The following is a 24113-nucleotide window of genomic DNA, read 5'->3' as shown; positions in this document are numbered from 1 at the left end:
TCTACTCCTCGGCGGTGTCATCGTCGAGCCAGCCCATGGAACGCTCCACGGCCTTGAGCCAGCTCCGGTACTCGCGGTCGCGGGTGTCCGCGTCCATGCGGGGTGTCCACTCGGCGGCGCGGCGCCAGTTGGCGCGCAGCGCGTCGGTGTCCGGCCAGAAGCCGACGGCGAGACCGGCGGCGTAGGCGGCGCCGAGGCAGGTGGTCTCGGCGACCATGGGGCGCACCACGGGCGCGTCCAGGAAGTCGGAGAGCGTCTGCATCAGCAGGTTGTTGGAGGTCATGCCGCCGTCGACCTTGAGCGCTGTCAGCTCGACGCCGGAGTCCTTCGTCATGGCGTCACTGATCTCGCGGGTCTGCCAGGCGGTGGCCTCGAGAACGGCGCGGGCGATGTGCGCCTTGGTCACGTACCGGGTGAGACCGGCGATGACACCGCGCGCGTCGGGGCGCCAGTAGGGGGCGAACAGGCCGGAGAACGCGGGCACGAAGTACGCGCCGCCGTTGTCCTCGACCGACGAGGCCAGCGTCTCGATCTCGGCCGCCGACTTGATCAGGCCCATCTGGTCACGCATCCACTGCACCAGTGAACCGGTGACGGCGATGGACCCCTCGAGGGCGTAGACCGGCTTCTGGTCGCCGATCCGGTACCCGACCGTCGTCAGCAGCCCGTTGTACGAGTTCACCGGGGTGTGGCCGGTGTTCATCAGCATGAAGGTGCCGGTGCCGTACGTGGACTTGGCCTCGCCCTGGGCGAAACAGGTCTGGCCGAACAGCGCGGCCTGCTGGTCACCGAGCGCGGAGGCCACCGGGATGCCGTCCAGGGCGCCGCCCTTGGCGGTGCCGTACACCTCGGCGGAGGACCGGATCTCGGGCAGGACGGCCGGCGGGATGTCCATCGACTGGACGATCTTGTCGTCCCACTGCATCGAGTGGAGGTTCATCAGGAGGGTGCGCGACGCGTTGGTGACGTCGGTGACGTGGACGCCGCCCTCGGTGCCGCCGGTCAGGTTCCAGATGACCCAGGAGTCCATGGTCCCGAAGAGGATGTCGCCCCGCTCGGCGCGCTCGCGCAGCCCTTCGACGTTGTCGAGCAGCCAGCGGACCTTCGGACCGGCGAAGTACGACGCGAGCGGCAGGCCCGTCTCGCGGCGGAAGCGGTCCTGGCCGACGTTGCGGCCGAGCTCCTTGCAGAGCGCGTCGGTGCGGGTGTCCTGCCAGACGAGGGCGTTGTGGACGGGCTCACCGGTGTTCCTGTCCCAGAGCAGCGTGGTCTCGCGCTGGTTGGTGATGCCGATCGCCTTGACGTCGGCGGAGGTGATGCCGGCCTTGGCGACCGCTCCCGCGACGACTTCCTGGACGTTCTCCCAGATCTCGGTCGCGTTGTGCTCGACCCAGCCGGGCCTGGGGAAGATCTGCTCGTGTTCCTTCTGGTCGACGGAGACGATCCGGCCGTCCTTGTCGAAGACGATGCAGCGGCTGGACGTGGTGCCCTGGTCGATGGCCGCGATGAACGGGCCGGTGGTGTGTGCGTCGGTCACGGTGTGGCTCCCGGAGGTCTGTGTGGTCTGGAGGGTCACGGCTCAGGCGAAGGCGAGGTTGTAGAGCCCGCCGGCCAGAGCGCCGCCTATGAGTGGTCCCACTACCGGTACCCAGGCGTAGCCCCAGTCGGAACCACCCTTGTTCGGCAGGGGCAGCAGCGCGTGCACGATGCGCGGACCGAGGTCACGTACGGGGTTGATCGCGTAGCCGGTCGGGCCGCCGAGCGACAGACCGATGCCTACGACGACCAGGGCCGTGATCAGCACGCCGAGCGTGCCGAGCCCGTTGCCGTCGTTGTTGAGACCCTGGGTGAGGATCGCCAGGATCAGCACGGCGGTGGCTATGACCTCCGTGACCACGTTCTGCACCGCGTTCCGGATCTCCGGACCGGTGGAGAAGATGCCGAGCACGGGCCCGGCCTGGGGCGCGGCCGACTGGTCGACCAGACCCTCCTCGGCGGGCTGCGCCTTCAGGATCTCGGGATCGGTGAGGTGCGCGTGGAACTGTCCGTAGTACACGGCCCAGACGAGCACGGCACCGATCATCGCGCCGAGCAGCTGCGAGGCGAGGTACAGGGGTACGTCGCTCCACTCGGTGCCGCCCTGGATCGCGAGGCCGAGGGTGACCGCCGGGTTCAGGTGGGCACCGGACACGCCGGCGGCGAGGTAGGCGCCGGTCAGTACGGCGAAACCCCACCCGAAGGTGATGGCGAGCCAGCCGGCGTTCTGCGCCTTCGAGCGCTTGAGCGTGACGGCGGCACAGACACCGCCGCCGAGCAGGATGAGTACGGCGGTACCGATGGTCTCGCCGATGAAGATGTCGGAGCTGGACACCACGACTCCTTTGTCCTTCGTCCAGGGGAAGGCGAAACACCGGGTCCCTCCGGTGGATCGCGCCCCAGGTGGGTAACCCGTCACATACGGGCACGTCACCTGCAAGGGCTTGACCGGCCCTCGGCACTGTCACACCCTAACGCGTATTGCCGTTAGGTGTTCGACAATGTCGACCGGTGAACGGCAATGTTTCTCCCGAATGAAGGAAGCGTCAAGAGTTCTGTGACGTGGGACTCGCACGGCGGCCCGATCGTTACCGAGGGCGCGGCGAGCGCCCGGGCCCCGGTAGGCGGGCGTACGCCCGGAAGCGTCCGGTGCCCCGGTCGACGGAAGGCGGCGCCCGGGTCCCGGCAGGCGGGGGTGCGCTCAGAAGCGTCCGGCGCCCAGGTCCCGGGAGACGGCGCGGGCGCAGTCCCGCACGGCGGCGATCAGCTCGGGGCGCAGTTTCCCGTCCGGGCAGACGCGTTCCACGGCGCCCGTCACGGCCACCGCGCCGACCGGCATGCGGCGCCGGTCGTGGACCGGGGCGGCCACCGCCGCCACGCCCTCCCAGGTCTCCTCCACGTCCGAGGCCCAGCCCTGTGCCCGGATCAGGTCGAGCAGCGACTCGAACTCCTGCTCGTCGGTGACGGTGCGCGGGGTGAAGGGCCGTCGTTCCACCTCGACGACCTCGCTGTGCGCGACCGGGTCGTAGGCGGAGAGGACCTTGCCCAGTGCGGTGGAGTGCAGCGGCTGCATCGCCCCCACCTCCAGTACCTGGCGGCTGTCGTCGGGCCGGAAGACGTGGTGGACGATCAGGACGCCGTGCTGGTGCAGTACGCCGAGGTGAACGCTCTCGCCGCTGGAGCGGGCCAGGTCGTCGGTCCACACCAGGGCGCGGGCGCGGAGCTCGTGCACATCGAGGTAGCTGTTGCCCAGGCGCAGCAGCTCGGCGCCCAGCTGGTAGCGGCCGGACGCCGCGTCCTGCTCGACGAAGCCCTCGTGCTGGAGCGTGCGCAGGATGCCGTGTGCGGTGCCCTTGGCCAGCCCCAGCGAGGACGAGATGTCGGAGAGCCCGAGCCGACGCTCGCCGCCCGCCAGCAGACGCAGCATCGCCGCTGCCCGCTCGAGCGACTGGATGTTCTTGGCCATCGCGCCGTACTCCTCCACCTCGGTTCGACAATGCTGAACACTATCGGTCGATGCCGACCTCTGTCCGGTGGCGTGACGATTCCGCCCCACCGTCCGACCGGGCCCCGGTCCTCGCACAGCATGCAGTCCGCCCCGTGGGACGCGACGACCGCCCCGCGCCCGGCCCCGCTACGCTGACCGCGTGCCCTCCTCCGCAGAAGGGCGCAAAGCCGACAGCCGTCGCATTCCAGGGAGAACATCCATGGCCTCGTTGCCGACCCCTTCCGCTGACAGCCGGACCCGAGCCGCAGCCCTCCGGGAGGCTCTCGCCACCCGAGTGGTCGTGGCGGACGGTGCCATGGGCACGATGCTCCAGGCGCAGGACCCCACGCTCGACGACTTCGAGAACCTCGAAGGCTGCAACGAGATCCTGAACGTGACCCGGCCCGACATCGTCCGCTCGGTGCACGAGGAGTACTTCGCCGTCGGCGTGGACTGCGTCGAGACCAACACCTTCGGGGCCAACGCCTCCGCCCTCGGCGAGTACGACATCCCCGGCAGGATCCACGAGCTCTCCGAGACCGGCGCGAGCATCGCCCGCGAGGTCGCCGACCGGTTCACCGAATCCACCGGACAGCAGCGCTGGGTGCTCGGCTCCATCGGCCCCGGCACCAAGCTGCCGACGCTGGGCCACGCCCCCTACACGGTCCTGCGTGACGGATTCCAGCAGAACGCCGAAGGGCTGATCGCCGGCGGCGCCGACGCTCTCATCATCGAGACCACGCAGGACCTCCTGCAGACCAAGGCCGCCGTGCTGGGCGCGCGGCGCGCCCTGGAGGCGATGGGCAGCGATCTCCTGGTGCTGTGCTCGCTGGCCTTCGAGACCACCGGCACCATGCTGCTCGGCTCCGAGATCGGTGCCGCGCTGACCGCGCTCGAACCGCTCGGTGTCGACATGATCGGCCTGAACTGTTCGACCGGCCCCGCCGAGATGAGCGAGCACCTGCGCTACCTCACCCGGCACTCCCGCATCCCGCTGCTCTGCATGCCGAACGCCGGACTGCCGGTGCTCACCAAGGACGGGGCGCACTTCCCGCTCGACGCCGAGGGACTGGCCGACGCCCAGGAGACCTTCGTCCGGGAGTACGGGCTCTCGCTCGTCGGCGGCTGCTGCGGCACGACGCCCGAGCACCTGCGGCAGCTCGTCGAACGGGTCCGGGGCGCCGAGCTCACCCCCCGTACCCCGAGCCCCGAGCCGGGCGCGGCCTCGCTCTACCAGACCGTGCCGTTCCGCCAGGACACCTCGTACCTCGCGATCGGCGAGCGTACGAACGCCAACGGATCCAAGAAGTTCCGTGAGGCCATGCTCGACGCGCGCTGGGACGACTGTGTCGAGATGGCCCGCGACCAGATCCGCGAAGGCGCCCACATGCTCGACCTCTGCGTCGACTACGTGGGGCGTGACGGCGTCGCCGACATGGAGGAACTGGCCGGCCGCTTCGCCACCGCCTCCACCCTGCCGATCGTGCTCGACTCCACCGAGGTGCCCGTCCTGCGCGCCGGTCTGGAGAAGCTGGGCGGCCGGGCCGTACTGAACTCCGTCAACTACGAGGACGGCGACGGCCCCGAGTCCCGCTTCGCCAAGGTCAGCGGGCTGGCCGCCGAGCACGGCGCCGCGCTGATCGCTCTGACCATCGACGAGGAGGGCCAGGCCCGCACCGTCGAGCACAAGGTCGCCATCGCCGAACGGCTCATCGAGGACCTCACCACCAACTGGGGCATCCACGAGTCGGACATCCTCATCGACTGCCTGACCTTCACCATCTGCACGGGCCAGGAGGAGTCCCGCAAGGACGGGATCGCCACCATCGGTGCCATCCGTGAGCTGAAGCGGCGTCACCCCGACGTGCAGACCACGCTGGGCCTGTCCAACATCTCCTTCGGCCTGAACCCGGCCGCCCGTGTCGTCCTGAACTCCGTCTTCCTGGACGAGTGCGTGAAGGCGGGTCTGGACTCCGCGATCGTGCACGCCTCCAAGATCCTTCCCATCGCCCGGCTGGAGGAGGAGCAGGTCAAGGTCGCCCTCGACCTCATCCACGACCGCCGGGAGGAGGGCTACGACCCGCTGCAGCGGCTCATGGAGCTCTTCGAGGGCGTCAACATGAAGTCGATGAAGCGAGGCAAGGCCGAGGAACTGCTCGCCCTGCCGCTGGACGAGCGGCTCCAGCGACGCATCATCGACGGCGAGAAGAACGGCCTGCAGGCCGACCTCGACGAGGCGCTGCGCTCCCGGCCCGCGCTGGAGATCGTCAACGACACCCTGCTGGCGGGCATGAAGGTGGTCGGCGAGCTCTTCGGCTCCGGCCAGATGCAGCTGCCGTTCGTGCTGCAGTCCGCCGAGGTCATGAAGACCGCGGTGGCCCACCTCGAACCGCACATGGAGAAGTCGGACGCCGACGGCAAGGGCACCATCGTGCTCGCCACCGTCCGCGGCGACGTCCACGACATCGGCAAGAACCTCGTCGACATCATCCTGTCCAACAACGGCTTCAACGTGGTCAACCTGGGCATCAAGCAGCCCGTCTCCGCGATCCTGGACGCCGCCGAGGAGCACCGCGCCGACGTCATCGGCATGTCCGGCCTCCTGGTGAAGTCCACCGTGATCATGAAGGAGAACCTGGAGGAGCTGAACCAGCGCAAGATGGCGGCCGACTACCCGGTGATCCTCGGTGGGGCCGCCCTGACCAGGGCCTACGTGGAACAGGACCTGCACGAGATCTACGAGGGCGAGGTCCGCTACGCCCGCGACGCGTTCGAAGGGCTGCGCCTCATGGACGCCCTCGTCGCGGTCAAGCGGGGTGTCCCCGGGGCCACCCTGCCCGAGCTGAAGCAGCGCAGGGTGCCCAAGCGTGACGTCGCCGTGCCGGAGGCCCAGGAGCCGGAGGAGGGCGTGCGCTCCGACGTGTCCGTCACCAACCCGGTTCCCGAGCCGCCGTTCTGGGGCACCCGGGTGGTCAAGGGCATCCAGCTCAAGGAGTACGCCTCCTGGCTGGACGAGGGCGCCCTCTTCAAGGGCCAGTGGGGCCTCAAGCAGGGCCGTGCGGGCGACGGACCGACGTACGAGGAGCTGGTGGAGACCGAGGGCCGCCCGCACCTGCGCGGCTGGCTCGACAAGCTCCACACCGAGAACCTGCTGGAAGCGGCCGTCGTCTACGGATACTTCCCGTGTGTGTCCAAGGGCGACGACCTGATCCTGCTGCACGAGGACGGCTCGGAGCGCACGCGCTTCACCTTCCCGCGCCAGCGCCGCGGCCGCCGCCTCTGCCTCGCGGACTTCTTCCGTCCCGAGGAGTCGGGCGAGACGGACGTGATCGGCCTCCAGGTCGTCACGGTCGGCTCGAAGATCGGCGGGGCCACCGCCGAACTCTTCGAGGCGAACTCCTACCGCGACTACCTGGAGCTGCACGGACTGTCCGTGCAGCTGGCCGAGGCGCTCGCCGAGTACTGGCACGCACGCGTCCGCGGCGAGCTGGGATTCGCCGGGGAGGACCCGTCCGACGTCGAGGACATGTTCGCGCTGAAGTACCGCGGCGCGCGCTTCTCGCTGGGCTACGGGGCCTGCCCCGACCTGGAGGACCGGGCGAAGATCGCCGCGCTCCTGGAGCCCGAGCGCATCGGGGTGAAGCTCTCCGAGGAGTTCCAGCTGCACCCTGAGCAGTCCACGGACGCGATCGTCATCCACCACCCCGAGGCGAAGTACTTCAACGCACGGTAGTACGCCGTTCAACGCGCGGTAGGGCGCCGCTCCACGCGCCGTATCCGGACGAGTCGTACACTGGTCGGTCCAGTGCAGGCCGGTCGCCGTTCCCACCGGGAACGCGGCCGGCCTTCTCGTCCCTCATGGAGGTGTGCCGGATGACCAGTACGGTCCCCGCGTCCTTGACCCGCACGGCCGAAGGCTCCGCCCTGCAGGCCGTCCTTCTCGACATGGACGGCACCCTGGTGGACACCGAGGGCTTCTGGTGGGACGTGGAGGTCGAGGTCTTCGCCGACCTCGGACACCGCCTCGACGAGGCCTGGCGCGACGTGGTCGTCGGCGGGCCGATGACCCGCAGCGCCGGTTACCTCATCGACGTCACGGGCGCCGACATCGCCATCGACGAGATCACGGTCCTGCTCAACGACCGCTTCGAGAAGCGCATCGGCCGCGGAGTGCCGCTGATGCCGGGTGCCGCACGGCTGCTCGCCGAGCTCGCGGCCCACGAGGTGCCCACCGCCCTGGTCTCCGCCTCGCACCGCCGGATCATCGACCGGGTGCTGGAGTCGGTGGGCCGCCATCACTTCGCGCTCACCGTCGCCGGTGACGAGGTGGCCCGCACCAAGCCCCACCCCGATCCCTACCTCGCCGCCGCCGCCGGTTTCGGGGCTGATCCGTGGCGCTGCGCGGTCGTCGAGGACACCGCGACGGGCGTCGCCGCGGCGGAGGCCGCGGGCTGCCGGGTGGTCGCCGTGCCGTCCGTGGCACCGATCGCCGCCGCGCCGGGACGGGTGGTCGTGCCTTCACTCGAACAGGTGGACCTGGCCTTCCTGCGTGCCCTGGTCACGGAGAAGTGACGAACCGCGCACCGGGCGTCACCCTGTGAACGAATGGCGGGGTATTGGCGCGCACGGTGTGAGGAATCCTCTCCGGCTCCGCGCATAAGCCAGGTTCATGTCAATGGTGAGGATGTGACGGGGAGGTGATCTTCCCCACTCGACGTGGCCTCCGCCGGGTTCCGTGGCAAGCCCGGCCGCTCGTTTCCGGCACCCAAAAGTCCAGGTTCATGGACCGCTGTACGAATCATTCCCGAGCGTGGCACGGACACGCCGTCATGGGCGATCACCGAGCGGACACGGGGCGCGGAAGCGCGGTCAGGGGCCTCCGCGGCTCCCACTAATCTCGGTTTTCCCGCATGCCGCACCGAGGGAGAACGTCCAGATGAACCGCAAGACGCTGGTGCTGCCGGCCGTATTGGGCCTGCTCGCGCCCGTGCTCGCCGCCTGTGGCGGGTCGGACGGCGGGGGCGATGCCATCGTTGTCGGGACGACGGACCAGTTCGCCGCCTCCGCCGAAGCCCCGGCACCGCTCGACCCCGCCGTCGGCTACGAGGCCGGCGTCTGGAACGTACTGCGCCAGACCGTGCAGACCCTCACCCACATCCCGCGCGGCGGTGGTGAGCCGGTGCCCGAGGCGGCCGAGACCTGCGGCTTCACCGACAGGGAGAACGAGAGCTACCGCTGCACGCTCCGCGAGGGCCTCACCTTCGCCGACGGCACGCCCGTCACTCCGGACGACGTGAAGTACTCCGTCCAGCGCGTGCTCGACATCAAGGACGAGAGCGGCCCCGTCGGTCTGCTCGCCAACATCGACACGATCGAGACCAAGGGTGAGGACCAGGTCGTCTTCCACCTGCGCACCCCGGACGCGACCTTCCCGTACAAGCTGGCCACGCCGGCCGCCGGCATCGTCCAGAAGGACAAGTACCCGGCCAAGGCCCCTCGCGAAGGCTTCCAGGTCGACGGCTCAGGGCCGTACACCATGGAGGCTGAGGTCAAGGACGACCGGGTCGTGAAGATGGTCTTCACCAGGAACCCCAAGTACAAGGGCGACCTGAAGGTCCTCAACGACGAGGTCGAGCTGGCCCTCTTCCCCGACGCCGCCGGCATGGGCAAAGCGCTCGAGGACGAGGAGATCGACATGATGACACGCACCATGTCGCCCGAGCAGGCCCAGAAGATGCTCGTGGAACCGGTGGACGGCATCGAACTCACGGAGATGCCCGGCCTCGCCATCAGCTACCTCGCCTTCGACACCGAGGACCCCGCGGTCGAGAACAAGGCCGTACGCCAGGCCATGGCCCAGATCATCGACCGCGGCGCCATCGCGAGCAAGGTCTACGGCACCACGGCCGAACCGCTCTACTCGCTCGTCCCGACCGGCATCACCAACCACACCAACTCCTTCTTCAACAAGTACGGCGAGCCCGACGTCGACGCCGCCGGGAAGATCCTGGAGAAGGCCGACATCTCCACCCCGGTGAAGTTCACGCTGAACTACACGACGGACCACTACGGCCCCGCCACCGCCGCCGAGTACAAGGCGCTGGCCAAGCAGCTCAACGACTCGAAGCTCTTCGAGGTCGACGTCAAGGGCACCCCGTGGGCCGAGTACCGCCTCGCGCAGAGCGAAGGGGACTACGCGGTCTACGGCATGGGCTGGTTCCCCGACTTCCCGGACCCGGAGACGTACACGGCGCCGTTCCTCGACGAGGACAACTTCCTCAACTCGCCCTACGAGTCCACCCTCATCCAGGACACCCTCATCCCGGAGTCGCGGCGGGTCGCGGACCGCGGCGCCGCGGCCGCGACCTTCACGAAGATCCAGGACATCGTCGCCACCGACGTCCCCGTCCTCCCGATCTGGCAGGGCAAGCAGTACGTCGCCTCCCGCGAGGGCCTGACCGGTGTGGAGTGGGCCGTCACCTCCTCGGCCGACCTGCAGCTCTGGGAGCTCAAGAACACCGTCTGACCGGTACACCGAAACGCCGATGCGGTCCGGAGCCACCGGCTCCGGACCGCATCACCGTTTCCGCGCACCGAGCCCGGTCACTGCGCACCGAGCCCGGTCACTGCGCTCCGGGACGCACCAGCCCGCTCTCGTACGCGTAGACCGCCGCCTGCACCCGGTCCCGCAGACCCAGCTTCGTCAGCACATGGCCCACATGCGTCTTGACCGTCGTCTCGCTCACGAAGAGGTCGGCGGCGATCTCCGCGTTCGACAGACCACGCGCCACCAGCTTCAGCACCTCGACCTCGCGGTCGGTGAGCGTGTGCAGCGCGTCCGGGACGGGATCCTCACCCGAGGGCAGATGGTCCGCGTACTTGTCGAGCAGCCGGCGCGTGATGCTCGGCGCCAGCATCGCCTCACCGGCCGCCACCACCCTGATGGCCTGCACCAGCTCGTTGGCCGGAGCGTCCTTCAGCAGGAAGCCGCTGGCACCCGCGCGCAGCGCCTCCACCACGTACTCGTCGAGATCGAAGGTCGTCAGCACCAGGACCTTCGCCGGGCCGTCCCGCCCCGGACCCGTGATCTGACGGGTGGCCTCGACGCCGTCCATCCGCGGCATCCGGATGTCCATCAGCACGACATCCGGCTGCAGGGCCCGCACCTGGTCGATGGCCTGCAGGCCGTCACCGGCCTCACCGACCACCGCGAGATCGCCCTCGGCCTCCAGGATCATCCGGAAGCCGGTGCGCAGCAGCGGTTGGTCATCGACCAGCAGGACGCGGATTGCCACGGAATCTCCTTAAGGGCTTTCGAGGGCCGCCGGCTGGCCGGCCTCGGCCCGGACCGGCTCCATTCTGCCCTGCACACCCTCCACCGACTCGGCCGGGCGGACCGACAGCGGATATACCGGGGGAGTCCCGCCGAACTCCGGACACACCGCCCGGTGGTCGCACCAGCCGCACAGCTTCGTCGGCCGGGGCCGCCACTCACCCGTCTCCGTCGCCAGCCGGATCGCGTCCCACAGGGCGAGCAGCTTGCGCTCCACCCGCTCCAGATCGGCCGGCACCGGGTCGTACGTCAGCACGTCACCGCTGCCCAGGTACACCAGCTGCAGCCGCCTGGGCACCACGTTCCTCAGGCGCCAGATCACCAGCGCGTAGAACTTCATCTGGAAGAGCGCGCCCTCGGAGTACTCCGGCCGCGGCGCCTTGCCCGTCTTGTAGTCGACGATCCGGACGTCGCCCGTGGGGGTCACGTCGATCCGGTCGATCACCCCGCGCAGCCGCAGCCCCGAATCCAGCTCCGTCTCGACGAACAGCTCCCGCTCGGCGGGCTCCAGGCGCGTCGGGTCCTCCAGCGAGAACCACCGCTCAACCAGCCGCTCCGCCTCGCCCAGCCACCCGGCGAGCCGGTCACCCCCCGCGTCCCCGGAGAACAGCTCGGCCAGCTCCGGCTTCGACTCCAGCAGCCGGTCCCACTGGCCGGGCACGAGCGACCTGGCCCGCGGCGCCGTGCGCTCCGCGGCGGGAGCGTCGAACAGCCGCTCCAGCACGGCATGCACCAGCGTGCCGCGGGTAGCCGCCTCACTGGGCTTCTCGGGCAGTTTGTCGATGACCCGGAAGCGGTACAGCAGCGGGCATTGCATGAAATCGCTCGCGCGCGACGGCGACAGGGACGAAGGTGGCCGGTGCGGGCGCGGTACGGAGGTCATGCCGAAGACCCTACGGCCCGCCACCGACACCCAGCGGCATACCATCGACCACAGAGCTCGCGCACTGCATGATCGTGGCAGACGCCACCGACCGAAGGGACCACGTGGACGAGAGCGGCGACAGCGGGCGCCCGTCGCCCGGCGCAGGGGGACCGGACCCCGGCACCGGACCGGACAAGGGCAAACCGCGACGGCCGGCGGACCCCGGCGGCGGCCTCCTGATGGGCCGCCCCTTCGGGGTGCCCGTGTACGTGGCACCCAGCTGGTTCGTCGTCGCAGCGCTGATCACCTGGGTCTTCGGAGGCCAGCTCGACCGCGTCCTGCCCGGACTTGGCGGAGCCCGCTACCTGGTCGCGCTCTTCTTCGCGATCGCCTTCTACGCCTCCGTGCTCGTCCACGAGCTCGCCCACACCGTCGCGGCCCTGCGCTACAAACTGCCGGTCCGCCGCATCCAGCTGCAGTTCTTCGGCGGCGTCTCCGAGATCGAGAAGGAATCCGAGACCCCGGGCCGCGAATTCGTCCTCGCCTTCGTGGGCCCCCTGCTCTCCCTCGTCCTCGCCGGCCTCTTCTACATCCCCCTCCAGTTCGTCGAGGCGGGCACCATCCCCGGCGTGCTCCTCGCCGGACTGATGATCTCCAACCTCATCGTCGCCGCCTTCAACCTGCTGCCCGGCCTGCCGCTCGACGGCGGACGCATGCTCCGCGCCGTGGTCTGGAAGATCACGGGCAAGCCCATGAGCGGCACCATCGCCGCCGCCTGGGTCGGCCGGGGCCTGGCCGTCGCCGTCCTCGTCGGCCTCCCGCTGCTCACCCACACCGGCGCGCTGGGCAACGCCACCAGCGAGATCAGCGGCTTCGAGACCGTGACCGACGCCCTGCTCGCCGCGATCCTCGCCGGGATCATCTGGACCGGCGCGGGCAACAGCCTGCGCATGGCGCGGCTCCGCGAACACCTCCCCGACCTCCGCGCCCGCACCCTCACCCGCCGCGCCGTCCCCGTCGAGTCCGCCACCCCGCTCTCCGAGGCGCTCCGCCGCGCCAACGAGGCGGGGGCCCGCGCCCTCGTCGTCGTCGACGGACAGGGCAACCCCAAGGGCGTCGTCCGCGAGGCGGCCATCGTCGGAGTCCCCGAACACCGCCGGCCCTGGGTGGCCGTCAGCGGCCTCGCCCAGGACATCACCGACGGGATGAAGGTTCCCGCCGAACTCGCGGGTGAAGCACTCCTGGACCGCCTCAAGGCCACCCCGGCCACCGAATACCTGGTGATCGAGGACACCGGGGAGATCTACGGCGTCCTGTCCACCGTCGACGTCGAACGCGCCTTCGTCGCGGCCATGGCCCGGCCCTCGGCCTGACAACGGCCCCCCCACCACCCGGCGGCCCGGGGGACCCCGCAAGGGAGGCCGCCGAAATACCGGTAGGCTGCTCACATGTCCGAACCGACCGGTGCCGCCCGCCGTCGCGGCCCATTCAAAGTCGGGGACCAGGTCCAGCTCACCGACCCCAAGGGACGCCACTACACCTTCACGCTCGAAGCCGGAAAGAATTTCCACACCCACAAGGGTTCTTTCCCGCACGACGAGCTGATCGGTGCTCCCGAGGGCAGTGTTGTCCGTACCACGGGAAACGTCGCCTACCTCGCGCTGCGCCCCCTGCTCCCCGACTACGTCCTGTCCATGCCCCGCGGCGCCGCCGTGGTCTACCCCAAGGACGCGGGCCAGATCCTGGCCTTCGGCGACATCTTCCCCGGCGCCCGCGTCGTGGAGGCCGGTGTCGGCTCCGGAGCGCTCAGCACCTTCCTGCTGCGCGCCATCGGCGAGCAGGGCATGCTGCACTCCTACGAGCGCCGCGAGGACTTCGCCGAAATCGCCCAGCAGAACGTCGAGCGCTACTTCGGCTCCCCGCACCCCGCCTGGCAGCTCACCGTCGGCGACCTCCAGGACAACCTGTCGGACACCGACGTCGACCGTGTCGTCCTGGACATGCTCGCCCCGTGGGAATGCCTGGAAGCCGTCTCCAAGGCACTCGTGCCCGGCGGCATCCTCTGCGCGTACGTCGCGACCACCACCCAGCTCTCACGGACCGTCGAATCCATCCGCGAGATCGGCTGCTTCGCCGAACCGCAGCCGTGGGAGTCGATGATCCGCAACTGGCACGTCGAAGGCCTGGCCGTCCGTCCCGACCACCGGATGATCGGCCACACGGGATTCCTCGTCACCGCCCGCCGGCTCGCGGACGGCGTCGAGCCGCCGCTGCGCCGCCGCCGCCCCTCCAAGGGCGCGTACGGCGAGGACTACAAGGGTCCCGGCAGCCGGAGCGGGTCCGCCGCCCCCGCCGCCGTCACCGAGGACTGACCCGGCCCGAGCCATGGCACCGGCCCGCCGGGCCACGGTCTCGCACCACAACGCACAGGCGCCGCCGCCGAGTTCCCCGGACCGATCCGGGGACCTCGACGGCGGCGCCTTCGCGTTGCCGACGGGCCGGGGGAGCGACCCCGCCGTTCCCCCCGCGGTGTGAGGTGTGGCACGATGCTGGCCACCCCCGCCCGTCGGCATCCGCCCGGCACCGCCTGTCAGGCACCCATGAACCACAGGAGACATACCGCGTGCAGACCTCCGCGCTCCCGGACCTCGCGCACACCGACACCAAGCCGGTGCACTGGCTCGCCACGGCCGCGGCCATGGCCGCCGTCGTCGCGGCCGCGGGACTGTTCCAGCCCGACGGGGTCACCGCGACGGCCTCGGCGTCCGAGCACCGCACCGGCGCCCGGCACGGCGCCGCACCGGCCGCCGCGCCCGACCCCGCCGGTGTCGTCTTCCCGTTCGACTGCAGCGGCGCCGGGCAGACCGTCGCCGACAGCGCCCCCGGGGACCTCGACGGCGACGGCAGGCCCGAGACCGTCGCGATCGTCCGCTGCGCCGCCGGTTCCGGCACACCGCCCAGCGGCGTCTACGTCCTGACACGGAAGAGCGGGGCCGCACCCCGGGTGGTCGCCACCCTGGTGGACCCCGCTCAGAAGCTGACGGTCACCGACTTCACCGTCCGTGACGGCCGGATCTCGGCGACCCTGCTGGGCTATTCCTCGGCCGCCGTGCCGCGCTGCTGCCCCGACGAGGAGGAGAGCGCCCTCTGGCAGTGGAAGGGCAACGCCTTCGTCAGGTCGTCCCCGGCCCGGGACACCGCGCTGGACGCCTGAGGCGGTTACGCCGCGTCGGGTCCGAAGACTTCCACATTGTCCGAAACGCGACGTACATGAATGCAGTCGCCGGGACACTCCTTGGCCGAATCCACCACGTCCTGGAGGAGTGGCAGCGGCACCGGGGTGGTGGCGCCCTTGTCCTGGAGGAGCTCGTCCTCGGGGCTCTTCACGTACGCCAGACCGTCGATGTCCAGCTCGAACACCTCGGGTGCGTACTGCACGCAGATGCCGTCGCCCGTACAGAGGTCCTGGTCGATCCAGACCTCGAGGTCCTGCGTGGGACTGTCGCCCGGGGCGTCCTGCTGCGCGGTCATGTGTCCTGCCGTTTCCTGCGTATCTGTACCAATTGAAGCCAGCCCTGACGGGTGTTGGACGCTTCGACGATACAACCGGCGGCTTTCCGATGCCGAAGGGTGGGTATTCCCTTGGCGTGAGGGAGGGCGCAAGGGTGAAGATCGGACACACCCCCGGGTCTTTGTGATCTAGGGGTTTCAATCACCACCCACGCAGGTAGGGTCAGGAAGCGTCCAGCTCCCCTTGGAGGAGGTGAGGACCGTGGCAGCCCACGACGACGACATCAACCACGGCATCCGGCCCGTGCGGGGGTCAGAAGACCCAGCCGGCCAGGTTGCCTATCTCGAGCAGGAAATCGCCGTCCTGCGACGTAAGCTCGCCGACTCGCCGCGTCATTCGAGGATTCTCGAAGAGCGGATCGTCGAGCTGCAGACCAACTTGGCAGGCGTGTCCGCGCAGAACGAGCGGCTCGCCAGTACGCTCCGTGAGGCCCGTGACCAGATCGTGGCCCTCAAGGAGGAGGTCGACCGGCTGGCCCAGCCACCGGCCGGCTTCGGTGTCTTCCTGCAGGTCAATGAGGACGGCACCTGCGACATCTTCACCGGGGGCCGCAAGCTCCGGGTGAACGTCAGCCCGAACGTCGAGCTCGAAGGCCTCCGGCGAGGCCAGGAAGTGATGCTCAACGAAGCGCTCAACGTGGTCGAGGCCATGGCATTCGAGCGGGCCGGGGACATCGTCACCCTCAAGGAGATCCTCGAGGACGGCGAACGCGCCCTGGTCGTCGGGCACACCGACGAGGAACGGGTGGTGCGGCTCGCCGAGCCGCTGCTGGACATCACCATCCGTCCCGGCGACGCCCTCCTGCTCGAACCCAGGTCCGGCTACGTCTACGAAGTGGTGCCGAAGAGCGAGGTCGAGGAGCTCGTCCTCGAAGAGGTTCCGGACATCGACTACAACAAGATCGGCGGTCTGGGCGACCAGATCGAGCTGATCCGGGACGCGGTCGAGCTCCCCTACCTCCACCCCGACCTCTTCAAGGAGCACGAACTGCGCCCGCCGAAGGGCATCCTGCTCTACGGTCCACCCGGTTGCGGCAAGACGCTCATCGCCAAGGCCGTGGCCAACTCGCTGGCCAAGAAGGTCGCAGAGGTCACCGGACAGCCCGCGGGGAAGAGCTACTTCCTCAATATCAAGGGCCCCGAGCTCCTCAACAAGTACGTCGGCGAGACCGAGCGGCACATCCGCCTCGTCTTCCAGCGTGCCCGGGAGAAGGCGAGCGAGGGCACCCCCGTCATCGTCTTCTTCGACGAGATGGAATCCCTCTTCCGCACCCGTGGTTCCGGTGTCAGCTCGGACGTGGAGAACACCATCGTCCCCCAGCTGCTCGCCGAGATCGACGGTGTGGAGGGTCTGGAGAACGTCATCGTCATCGGCGCCTCCAACCGCGAGGACATGATCGACCCCGCGATCCTGCGGCCCGGCCGTCTCGATGTGAAGATCAAGATCGAGCGCCCGGACGCGGAGGCCGCGAAGGACATCTTCGCGAAGTACCTCACGCCTTCGCTGCCGCTGCACGCGGACGACCTGGCCGAGCACAGCGGCTCGAAGGAGGCCGCCGCCCACGCCATGATCCAGTCCGTCGTGGAGCGGATGTACACGGAATCCGAGGAGAACCGCTTCCTCGAGGTCACCTACGCCAACGGCGACAAGGAAGTCCTGTACTTCAAGGACTTCAACTCCGGAGCGATGATTCAGAACATCGTCGACCGGGCGAAGAAAATGGCCATCAAGGCATTTCTCGAGCAGCGCCAGAAGGGCCTGCGCGTCTCCCACCTCCTCCAGGCATGTGTGGACGAGTTCAAGGAGAACGAGGACCTGCCGAACACCACCAATCCGGACGACTGGGCCAGGATTTCCGGAAAGAAGGGCGAGCGGATCGTGTTCATCCGCACACTCGTCACCGGAAAGCAGGGCGCGGACACCGGTCGTTCCATCGACACGGTGGCGAATACCGGACAGTACCTGTAAAACGCAGACCGGCTGCGGATGCCCGGCAGGGTATCCGCAGCCGGCCGTTTTCCCGGCAGGGTCCGGCCACACCCGAACAATGACGCAATTGATCTCCCCACCGGCGCAGAGGCGCTCTAGGCTCTGCCGTACCGCCGAGTCGCGCAGTGCGGGGACGGGCACCGCACGCGTACCGGACCAGCAGCGGTACTTGAGCGGCGCTCCCGGACGGGAGCGCCGCCGGGCAAGGAGGGCCGCATGACCGTACGGCGAGTGATGGGCATCGAGACGGAGTACGGGATCTCCGTCCCCGGTCAACCCAACGCCAATGCCATGCTCACCTCGTCCCAGATCGTCAACGCCTACGCGGCGGCGATGCACCGGGCGCGCCGCGCCCGCTGGGACTTCGAGGAGGAGAATCCGCTGCGCGACGCGCGAGGCTTCGACCTCGCCCGCGAGACCGCCGACTCCAGCCAGCTCACCGACGAGGACATCGGCCTCGCCAATGTCATCCTCACCAACGGTGCCCGGCTGTACGTCGACCACGCGCACCCCGAATACAGCTCACCCGAGATCACGAACCCGCTCGACGCGGTGCTCTGGGACAAGGCCGGCGAACGGGTCATGGCGGAGGCCGCCGAGCGGGCCGCCGCCATCCCGGGCGCCCAGCCCATCCACCTCTACAAGAACAACACCGACAACAAGGGCGCGTCCTACGGCACGCACGAGAACTACCTGATGAAGCGGGAAACCCCCTTCTCGGACATCGTGCGCCATCTGACCCCGTTCTTCGTCTCCCGCCAGGTCGTCACCGGCGCCGGCCGGGTCGGCATCGGCCAGGACGGCCGTGAGCACGGCTTCCAGCTCAGTCAGCGCGCGGACTACTTCGAGGTCGAGGTGGGTCTGGAGACCACCCTCAAGCGTCCCATCATCAACACCCGCGACGAACCGCACTCCGACGCCGAGAAGTACCGCAGGCTGCACGTGATCATCGGCGACGCGAACCTCTCCGAGATCTCGACCTACCTCAAGCTCGGCACGACCTCGCTGGTCCTCGCCATGATCGAGGACGGCTTCATCAACGTCGACCTGGCGGTCGACCAGCCGGTGCGCACCCTGCACCAGGTCTCGCACGACCCGACCCTGCGACAGCTCGTCACGCTCCGCAGCGGCCGGACACTCACCGCCGTGCAACTGCAGATGGAGTACTTCGAGCTGGGCCGCAAATACGTCGAGGAGCGGTACGGGGCGGACGCCGACGAGCAGACCAGGGACGTCCTGGCCCGCTGGGAGGACACCCTGAACCGCCTGGAGAACGATCCGATGAGCCTCGCCGGCGAGCTGGACTGGGTCGCCAAGAAGGAGCTCATGGAGGGCTACCGGCGCAGGGACGGCCTGGACTGGGACGCGCCGCGTCTGCACCTGGTCGACCTCCAGTACGCCGACGTGCGGGCCGACAAGGGCCTCTACAACCGCCTGGCGGCCCGGGGGAGGATCAAGCGCCTGCTGGACGAGAGCGACGTCGAGCGGGCCCGTACGAAGCCGCCCGAGGACACCAGGGCCTATTTCCGGGGCCGCTGCCTGGAGCAGTACGCGGACGACGTCGCCGCGGCCTCCTGGGACTCGGTCATCTTCGACCTGCCCGACCGTGACTCGCTGCAACGGGTTCCCACGATGGAGCCGCTGCGCGGGACCCGTGAACACGTCAAGGACCTCCTGGACCGCTGCCGTACCGCGGAAGAGCTGGTCCGGACGCTGTCCGGGGGCTGAAAGGGCCACCGGCTGGGAATCAATCAAGAGACCTCCGGACGTTGAGACAAGTACCGGGCCAATGTCGGACCCCGTAGGTAGGGTCTGATCACGTGCTTCGAACCGAGCGGGGTGAGCTACATGGCGACCAAGGACACCGGCGGCGGACAGCAGAAGGCGACACGCTCCACCGAGGGGACCGAGGAGCAGGCGCAGGACGCGCAGGTCTCCGAGGACCTGCAGGAGCGACAGGAGAAGCTGAGCGACGACGTCGACGACGTCCTCGACGAGATCGACGACGTCCTCGAGTCCAACGCTGAGGATTTCGTGAGGTCGTTTGTCCAGAAAGGTGGAGAATAGGGCTTAATGTCCGATATTCCCGCCGATGGGAAATGCTCTCCCTGTCGAATGGCTCCGCCGGCGGAGTCATTCGCCGGTAACAGGGCGATGCGGGACGGCCTCCAGGCGAATTGCCGGAAATGCTCTGCCGAGTACCACCGGCAGCGCCAGGAGGCCAAGGGCAGGTCCGTTCGGGTCAAGGTGCCGGTGCCTCGGGGGCACAAGCGTTGCCCGCAGTGCGGCGAGGTGAAACCGCACGATCGGTGGGAGCGCGACAGGTCGTCGTCCGACGGCTGGCCGAGCCACTGTCGCCCATGCCGGGCCGAGCGAAATCGAATGAGCTACATCCAGCGCAAGTATGGCCCCGGTCCAGCGGAGTTGGACACGCTGACCGCCGCTCAGCAGGGCGTTTGCGGTATCTGCCCAACTGCTCGGTCGCAGCATGTGGATCACTGTCATGAGACGGGTAGGGTCCGTGGCGTACTGTGCTTCAGCTGCAACGCAGCCCTGGGGCAGCTCAAGGATCGGCCGGATGCCATAAGGCGTGCAGCCGCATACGTGGAGGGAAACGCGTGGAAGCCAACACTCGTAGCACCGGGCGTCTACCAGCTGCCTTCCTGACGCCGGGGTCGTCCTCGTTCATGGACTTCCTGTCCGACCAGTCGCCCTCGATGCTCCCCGGCAACCGCAGCCTGCCGCCGCTGCAGGGCGCCATCGAGGCGCCGCACGGGACGACCATCGTCGCGGCCTCGTTCCCCGGTGGCGTGGTGCTCGCCGGTGACCGGCGGGCGACCATGGGGAACATGATCGCGCAGCGCGACATCGAGAAGGTGTTCCCGGCCGACGAGTACTCGGCGGTGGGGATCGCCGGTACGGCGGGCCTCGCCGTGGAGATGGTCAAGCTGTTCCAGCTGGAGCTGGAGCACTTCGAGAAGGTCGAGGGCGCCACGCTCTCCCTGGAGGGCAAGGCCAACCGCCTCTCCACGATGATCCGCAGCAATCTGGCGATGGCCATGCAGGGCCTGGCGGTCGTCCCGTTGTTCGCCGGGTTCGACGTCGACCGCGGGAAGGGCCGGATCTTCTCGTACGACGTCACCGGCGGGCGTTCCGAGGAGCACGGCTACGCCTCCACGGGCTCCGGTTCCGTCTTCGCGCGCGGGTCGATGAAGAAGCTGTACCGCGAGGACCTGACGGAGGAGCAGACACTCACCCTGGTCGTGCAGGCGCTGTACGACGCGGCCGACGACGACTCGGCGACCGGTGGCCCGGACGTGGCCCGCCGGATCTACCCGATCGTCACCGTCATCACGGACGAGGGCTTCCGGAAGCTGGGCGACACGGAATCCTCGGAGATCGCACGCGCGATCCTGGAGCGTCGGCTCGAGCAGCCCGACGGCCCCCGCGCCGCGCTGCTCTGACCCGGTCCGACGCTTCCTTGATGCACTCGTCACTGACAGAAAGGGACGGATAGCCGGTGTCGACGCCGTTCTATGTCTCACCCCAGCAGGCCATGGCCGACCGGGCGGAATACGCCCGGAAGGGCATCGCCCGTGGTCGCAGCCTGGTTGTGCTGCAGTTCGCCGACGGCATTGTGTTCGTCGGCGAGAACCCGTCCCGTGCGCTGCACAAGTTCAGCGAGATCTACGACCGGATCGGCTTCGCCGCCGCCGGCAAGTACAACGAGTACGAGAACCTCCGCATCGGCGGGGTTCGCTACGCCGACCTTCGCGGATACACCTACGACCGCGACGACGTGACGGCCCGTGGGCTGGCCAACGTCTACGCGCAGACGCTCGGCACCATCTTCTCCAGCGCGGCCGAGAAGCCGTACGAGGTGGAGCTGGTGGTCGCCGAGGTCGGCGCGGGGCCGGAGGGTGACCAGATCTACCGGCTGCCGCACGACGGTTCGATCGTGGACGAGCACGGCTCCGTCGCGGTCGGCGGGAACGCGGAACAGATCAGCAGCTTCCTGGACCAGCGTCACCGCGACGGGATGTCGCTCGCGGAGGCCCTGAAGCTGGCCGTCCAGGCACTCTCCCGGGAGGCCAACGGCAATGAGCGGGAGATCCCCGCCGAGCGGCTCGAGGTCGCGGTCCTGGACCGTACGAGGCCGCAGCAGCGCAAGTTCAAGCGGATCGTCGGGCGGCAGCTGACCCGGCTGCTGGACGCGGACGGTGCGGGGGCGACCCCGACGGACGCCCCGTCCGACACCGAGGAGGCCGACACCCCGGAGGCCGACACCCCGGCGACCGAAACCCCGGGCACCGACACCCCGGCCTCGCCCACCGACGGGACCACGCAGGAGTAGTCCGGACCCCGGGCCTCCGGTCCGCCGCCCCCGGCCGCCGTGCGCGGCCGGGGGCACCGTCATGAGACGGGCGGGGGCGCGGTGGAGCCCCGCACCACCAGGTGGACAGGGAGAGCGGCCTGCTCCGTCCGGCGGCCGTCAAGGACCGCCAGCAGGGCCGTCATGCCCCGTTCGCCGACCTGCTCGGCCGGCAGCCGCACCGTGGTGAGCTCGGGTTCGACCGCCGTGGCCAGGGCCAGGTCGTCGAAGCCGGTCACGGAGATGTCGTCGGGCACCCGCAGCCCCCGTCTGCGGACGGCCTTGCAGGCCCCGGCGGCCAGGATGTCGTCGTCGCACACGATCGCCGTCGGCGGTGGCCCCGGGGAGGCCAGGACCGCTTCGGCGGCCTCGCGCCCGGCCCGTACGTCGAGCGGGGCCGTGACCCGGTGGACGGTCGCGCCGGGGACGGCCCGCACGGCGTCGGCGAGGGCCCGGGCACGCACCGCGAAGGTCCAGGTGTCCACGGCCGAGGCCAGGTGGACGAAGCGGCGGTGGCCCAGGTGCAGCAGGTGCTCCGCCACCTGCCGCATACCGTCCGCGATCTCCAGGTTCACCCGGGCCGCCGTGCCGTGGTCCCGCGGATCGCTGTCCAGCATCACCAGCGGCAGGTCCGCGTTCCGCAACGCCCCCAGCGCGTCCGCCGCCATCGACGAGGCGATCACCCCGTCGAGCGCCGCGCGGGCGGAGGCGAACGGGTCCCTGGCCGGTCCCGTCCCGTCGGGCGACGGGTAGAGCACCACACCGAACTCGTGCTCCGCGGCGACGGCGGCGGCGCCCGTGTAGACCCGGGCGAAGAACTCGTTGGTGAGCGCGGGCACGACCAGGAGGGCCGTGCGGGTGCGGCCCAGTCGCAGGCTGCGGGCGGCCAGATTCGGCCGGTAGCCGAGCTCCCGTGCGCTGTCACGCACCCGTTCCGCGGTCGCCCCGGAGACCCTTCCGCGCCATTTTCCGCCGAACACGAGCGAGACGGTGGCCTGGGAGACGCCTGCGGCCCGGGCCACGTCGCGGCTGGTCGGCCGGGGTGGTGCGGGCTGCCGCGCGCTGCTCACTCGTGCCTCCGTGCTGTGCGGGCCGGATGCCGTGGGATGGACCGGCCGACTGCGCACATGGTACGTATGAACGCTGAAGTTATACGTAAAACTGCCGGTGTGTGGACACCACCGGGCGAGAGGGGCGGACATGGCCGCGGGATATATGGACATCCTCCGGACGCGGCATGCCGCCCGGCTGCTGGCGGGAACACTGGTGGGACGCCTGCCGAACGGCACGGCCCACATCGCGATCGTCCTGTTCACCCGGGCCGAGGGCGGCAGCTACACGCTGGCCGGCGCCCTCGCAGCCGCGTACGGCCTGGCGACGGCCGTGGGGCAGCCACTGCTCGGCAGGGCCGTGGACCTGTACGGACAGCCGCGGATCCAGCTCCCCGCCGCCGTGCTCTCCGCACTCGGCATGGCGGCACTGGCCCTGATGGGTCTCGACCGGCTCCTGCCCGCCTACGCGGCGGTGATCGTGGCGGGTGTCTTCACGCCACCCCTGGAAGGGGGTCTGCGGGCCCTGTGGCCCACGGTCCTCGGCCGGGAGGACCGGGTGCACCGGGCCTACGCCATGGACGCCGTTGCGCAGGAGATCATGTTCACGGTGGGGCCGCTGCTCGTGACGGTCCTGGTCTCCCTCCGGTCGCCGGCCGCCGCGCTCCTGGTCATCAACGCCATAGGCGTCCTCGGTGCGCTCTGGGTGGTGCTCTCCGAGCCCTCCCGCACCTGGCGTTCGGCTCCCCGCGAGGCGCACTGGCTGGGCGCGCTGCGCTCGCCCGGACTGCTGGCCCTGCTGGGGACGTTCTTCTTCGTCGGGCTCGCGCTCGGCTCGATCACGGTCGCCGGAGTCGCGTACGCCGACGACCACGGCCGTGAGTCCGTGTACGGCTGGCTGATGGCCGCGCTCGGGCTCGGCGCTCTGATCGGCGGCGCGGCCTACGGGGCGCGGCAGTGGGCCGGGCCGCCCGAGAAGCGGCTGAGGGTCATCGTCGCGCTGCTGGCCCTGGGCTACCTGCCGTTGACGCTGACCCCCGGTGTGCCCGCCATGACCGCACTGGCCGCACTGGCCGGGGTGTTCCTGGCCCCGGCGATCGCCTGCTCCTTCATCGTCGTCGACCGGCACGCCCCGCGGGGCACGGTGACCGAGGCGTTCTCCTGGCTCGTGACGACGTTCGGGGTGGGCGCGGCGGCCGGAACGGCGGTGGCCGGCCCGGCCGTCGAGCTCGGCGGGACGGCGTGGAGCTTCGCCGTCGCGGGAGCCGGCGGAGTGGCCGCACTGCTGGTTCTGCTGGCCACCGGAAGGGTCCTCGCAGTTCCCGCGCGTGGGCCCGAGATCGTGGCCGGATCGGAAAATGATCGAAACGGTGCGGCCGAACCCGGTTTCAGCTCAGGCCATAAGGCGTAA

Annotated in this window: 20 protein-coding genes; 13 read left to right on the top strand and 7 right to left on the bottom strand. The window is 69.6% G+C overall.

The window, feature by feature from the left end:
• Position 1 precedes the first annotated feature (1 nt).
• From glpK to ACFWVP_RS10145, 3 genes are all read right to left on the bottom strand, one after another.
• A complete protein-coding gene (gene glpK, locus ACFWVP_RS10155) occupies positions 2 to 1537 on the bottom strand; it encodes a glycerol kinase GlpK (protein ID WP_384495251.1) in 1536 nt (511 codons plus the stop codon).
• Positions 1538 to 1579: 42 nt separating this feature from the next.
• Positions 1580 to 2371 carry an MIP/aquaporin family protein gene (locus ACFWVP_RS10150; RefSeq protein WP_384495249.1) on the bottom strand — a complete coding sequence of 264 codons (792 nt, stop codon included), beginning with the start codon at positions 2369 to 2371 and terminating at the stop codon, positions 1580 to 1582.
• A 366-nt stretch (positions 2372 to 2737) separates the two neighbouring features.
• A complete protein-coding gene (locus ACFWVP_RS10145) occupies positions 2738 to 3502 on the bottom strand; it encodes an IclR family transcriptional regulator (RefSeq protein ID WP_384495247.1) in 765 nt (254 codons plus the stop codon).
• Between the two features lie 241 nt (positions 3503 to 3743).
• Here ACFWVP_RS10145 and metH point away from each other — a divergent pair, with 241 nt between their 5' ends.
• The 3 genes from metH to ACFWVP_RS10130 all read left to right on the top strand — a co-directional run bounded on the left by metH (position 3744) and on the right by ACFWVP_RS10130 (position 10049).
• Positions 3744 to 7256 (top strand): methionine synthase, encoded by a 3513-nt coding sequence (gene metH / locus ACFWVP_RS10140; protein ID WP_384495245.1) that lies wholly within the window; start codon positions 3744 to 3746, stop codon positions 7254 to 7256.
• Between the two features lie 140 nt (positions 7257 to 7396).
• On the top strand, positions 7397 to 8095 hold the full coding sequence (locus tag ACFWVP_RS10135; RefSeq protein WP_384495243.1) for an HAD family hydrolase: 699 nt from the start codon (positions 7397 to 7399) through the stop codon (positions 8093 to 8095).
• 364 nt (positions 8096 to 8459) lie between these two features.
• Positions 8460 to 10049 (top strand): ABC transporter substrate-binding protein, encoded by a 1590-nt coding sequence (locus tag ACFWVP_RS10130; RefSeq protein ID WP_384495241.1) that lies wholly within the window; start codon positions 8460 to 8462, stop codon positions 10047 to 10049.
• A gap of 97 nt (positions 10050 to 10146) precedes the next feature.
• Here ACFWVP_RS10130 and ACFWVP_RS10125 read toward each other — a convergent pair whose 3' ends face one another.
• Positions 10147 to 10818 carry a response regulator transcription factor gene (locus tag ACFWVP_RS10125; protein WP_103517407.1) on the bottom strand — a complete coding sequence of 224 codons (672 nt, stop codon included), beginning with the start codon at positions 10816 to 10818 and terminating at the stop codon, positions 10147 to 10149.
• Positions 10819 to 10827: 9 nt separating this feature from the next.
• Positions 10828 to 11673 (bottom strand): RecB family exonuclease, encoded by an 846-nt coding sequence (locus ACFWVP_RS10120; RefSeq protein WP_384495501.1) that lies wholly within the window; start codon positions 11671 to 11673, stop codon positions 10828 to 10830.
• A gap of 170 nt (positions 11674 to 11843) precedes the next feature.
• Here ACFWVP_RS10120 and ACFWVP_RS10115 point away from each other — a divergent pair, with 170 nt between their 5' ends.
• From ACFWVP_RS10115 to ACFWVP_RS10105, 3 genes are all read left to right on the top strand, one after another.
• A complete protein-coding gene (locus ACFWVP_RS10115) occupies positions 11844 to 13094 on the top strand; it encodes a site-2 protease family protein (RefSeq protein ID WP_384495499.1) in 1251 nt (416 codons plus the stop codon).
• A gap of 75 nt (positions 13095 to 13169) precedes the next feature.
• On the top strand, positions 13170 to 14093 hold the full coding sequence (locus ACFWVP_RS10110; RefSeq protein WP_384495239.1) for a tRNA (adenine-N1)-methyltransferase: 924 nt from the start codon (positions 13170 to 13172) through the stop codon (positions 14091 to 14093).
• A 251-nt stretch (positions 14094 to 14344) separates the two neighbouring features.
• Positions 14345 to 14935 (top strand): hypothetical protein, encoded by a 591-nt coding sequence (locus ACFWVP_RS10105; RefSeq protein ID WP_384495238.1) that lies wholly within the window; start codon positions 14345 to 14347, stop codon positions 14933 to 14935.
• A gap of 5 nt (positions 14936 to 14940) precedes the next feature.
• On the opposite strand, the gene ACFWVP_RS10100 is transcribed toward ACFWVP_RS10105, so the two are convergent.
• Entirely contained in the window at positions 14941 to 15252 is a 312-nt protein-coding gene (locus tag ACFWVP_RS10100; RefSeq protein ID WP_384495236.1) for a ferredoxin, read from the bottom strand.
• Positions 15253 to 15493: 241 nt separating this feature from the next.
• Between ACFWVP_RS10100 and arc the strand changes: the two genes are divergently transcribed.
• From arc to prcA, 6 genes are all read left to right on the top strand, one after another.
• Positions 15494 to 17260, top strand: a complete 1767-nt coding sequence (arc, locus tag ACFWVP_RS10095) for a proteasome ATPase (protein WP_384495234.1) — start codon at positions 15494 to 15496, stop codon at positions 17258 to 17260.
• 237 nt (positions 17261 to 17497) lie between these two features.
• Positions 17498 to 19009 (top strand): depupylase/deamidase Dop, encoded by a 1512-nt coding sequence (gene dop, locus ACFWVP_RS10090; RefSeq protein WP_384495232.1) that lies wholly within the window; start codon positions 17498 to 17500, stop codon positions 19007 to 19009.
• Between the two features lie 120 nt (positions 19010 to 19129).
• A complete protein-coding gene (locus ACFWVP_RS10085; protein ID WP_384495230.1) occupies positions 19130 to 19348 on the top strand; it encodes a ubiquitin-like protein Pup in 219 nt (72 codons plus the stop codon).
• Positions 19349 to 19354: 6 nt separating this feature from the next.
• Positions 19355 to 19948 carry an endonuclease VII domain-containing protein gene (locus ACFWVP_RS10080; protein WP_384495228.1) on the top strand — a complete coding sequence of 198 codons (594 nt, stop codon included), beginning with the start codon at positions 19355 to 19357 and terminating at the stop codon, positions 19946 to 19948.
• On the top strand, positions 19900 to 20745 hold the full coding sequence (gene prcB, locus ACFWVP_RS10075) for a proteasome subunit beta (RefSeq protein WP_384495226.1): 846 nt from the start codon (positions 19900 to 19902) through the stop codon (positions 20743 to 20745). Before ACFWVP_RS10080 ends, prcB begins: the two co-directional genes overlap by 49 nt.
• A 56-nt stretch (positions 20746 to 20801) precedes the next feature.
• Positions 20802 to 21635, top strand: a complete 834-nt coding sequence (gene prcA, locus ACFWVP_RS10070) for a proteasome subunit alpha (RefSeq protein ID WP_384495224.1) — start codon at positions 20802 to 20804, stop codon at positions 21633 to 21635.
• A 59-nt stretch (positions 21636 to 21694) separates the two neighbouring features.
• Here prcA and ACFWVP_RS10065 read toward each other — a convergent pair whose 3' ends face one another.
• Positions 21695 to 22723 (bottom strand): LacI family DNA-binding transcriptional regulator, encoded by a 1029-nt coding sequence (locus ACFWVP_RS10065; RefSeq protein ID WP_384495222.1) that lies wholly within the window; start codon positions 22721 to 22723, stop codon positions 21695 to 21697.
• Positions 22724 to 22853: 130 nt separating this feature from the next.
• On the opposite strand from ACFWVP_RS10065, the gene ACFWVP_RS10060 reads away from it, so the two are divergent.
• Entirely contained in the window at positions 22854 to 24113 is a 1260-nt protein-coding gene (locus ACFWVP_RS10060; protein ID WP_384495221.1) for an MFS transporter, read from the top strand.

This window comes from Streptomyces sp. NPDC058637, from assembly GCF_042717325.1.
In the GTDB taxonomy this organism is placed as follows: domain Bacteria; phylum Actinomycetota; class Actinomycetes; order Streptomycetales; family Streptomycetaceae; genus Streptomyces.
This window is presented reverse-complemented; position numbering and strand designations above follow the sequence as displayed.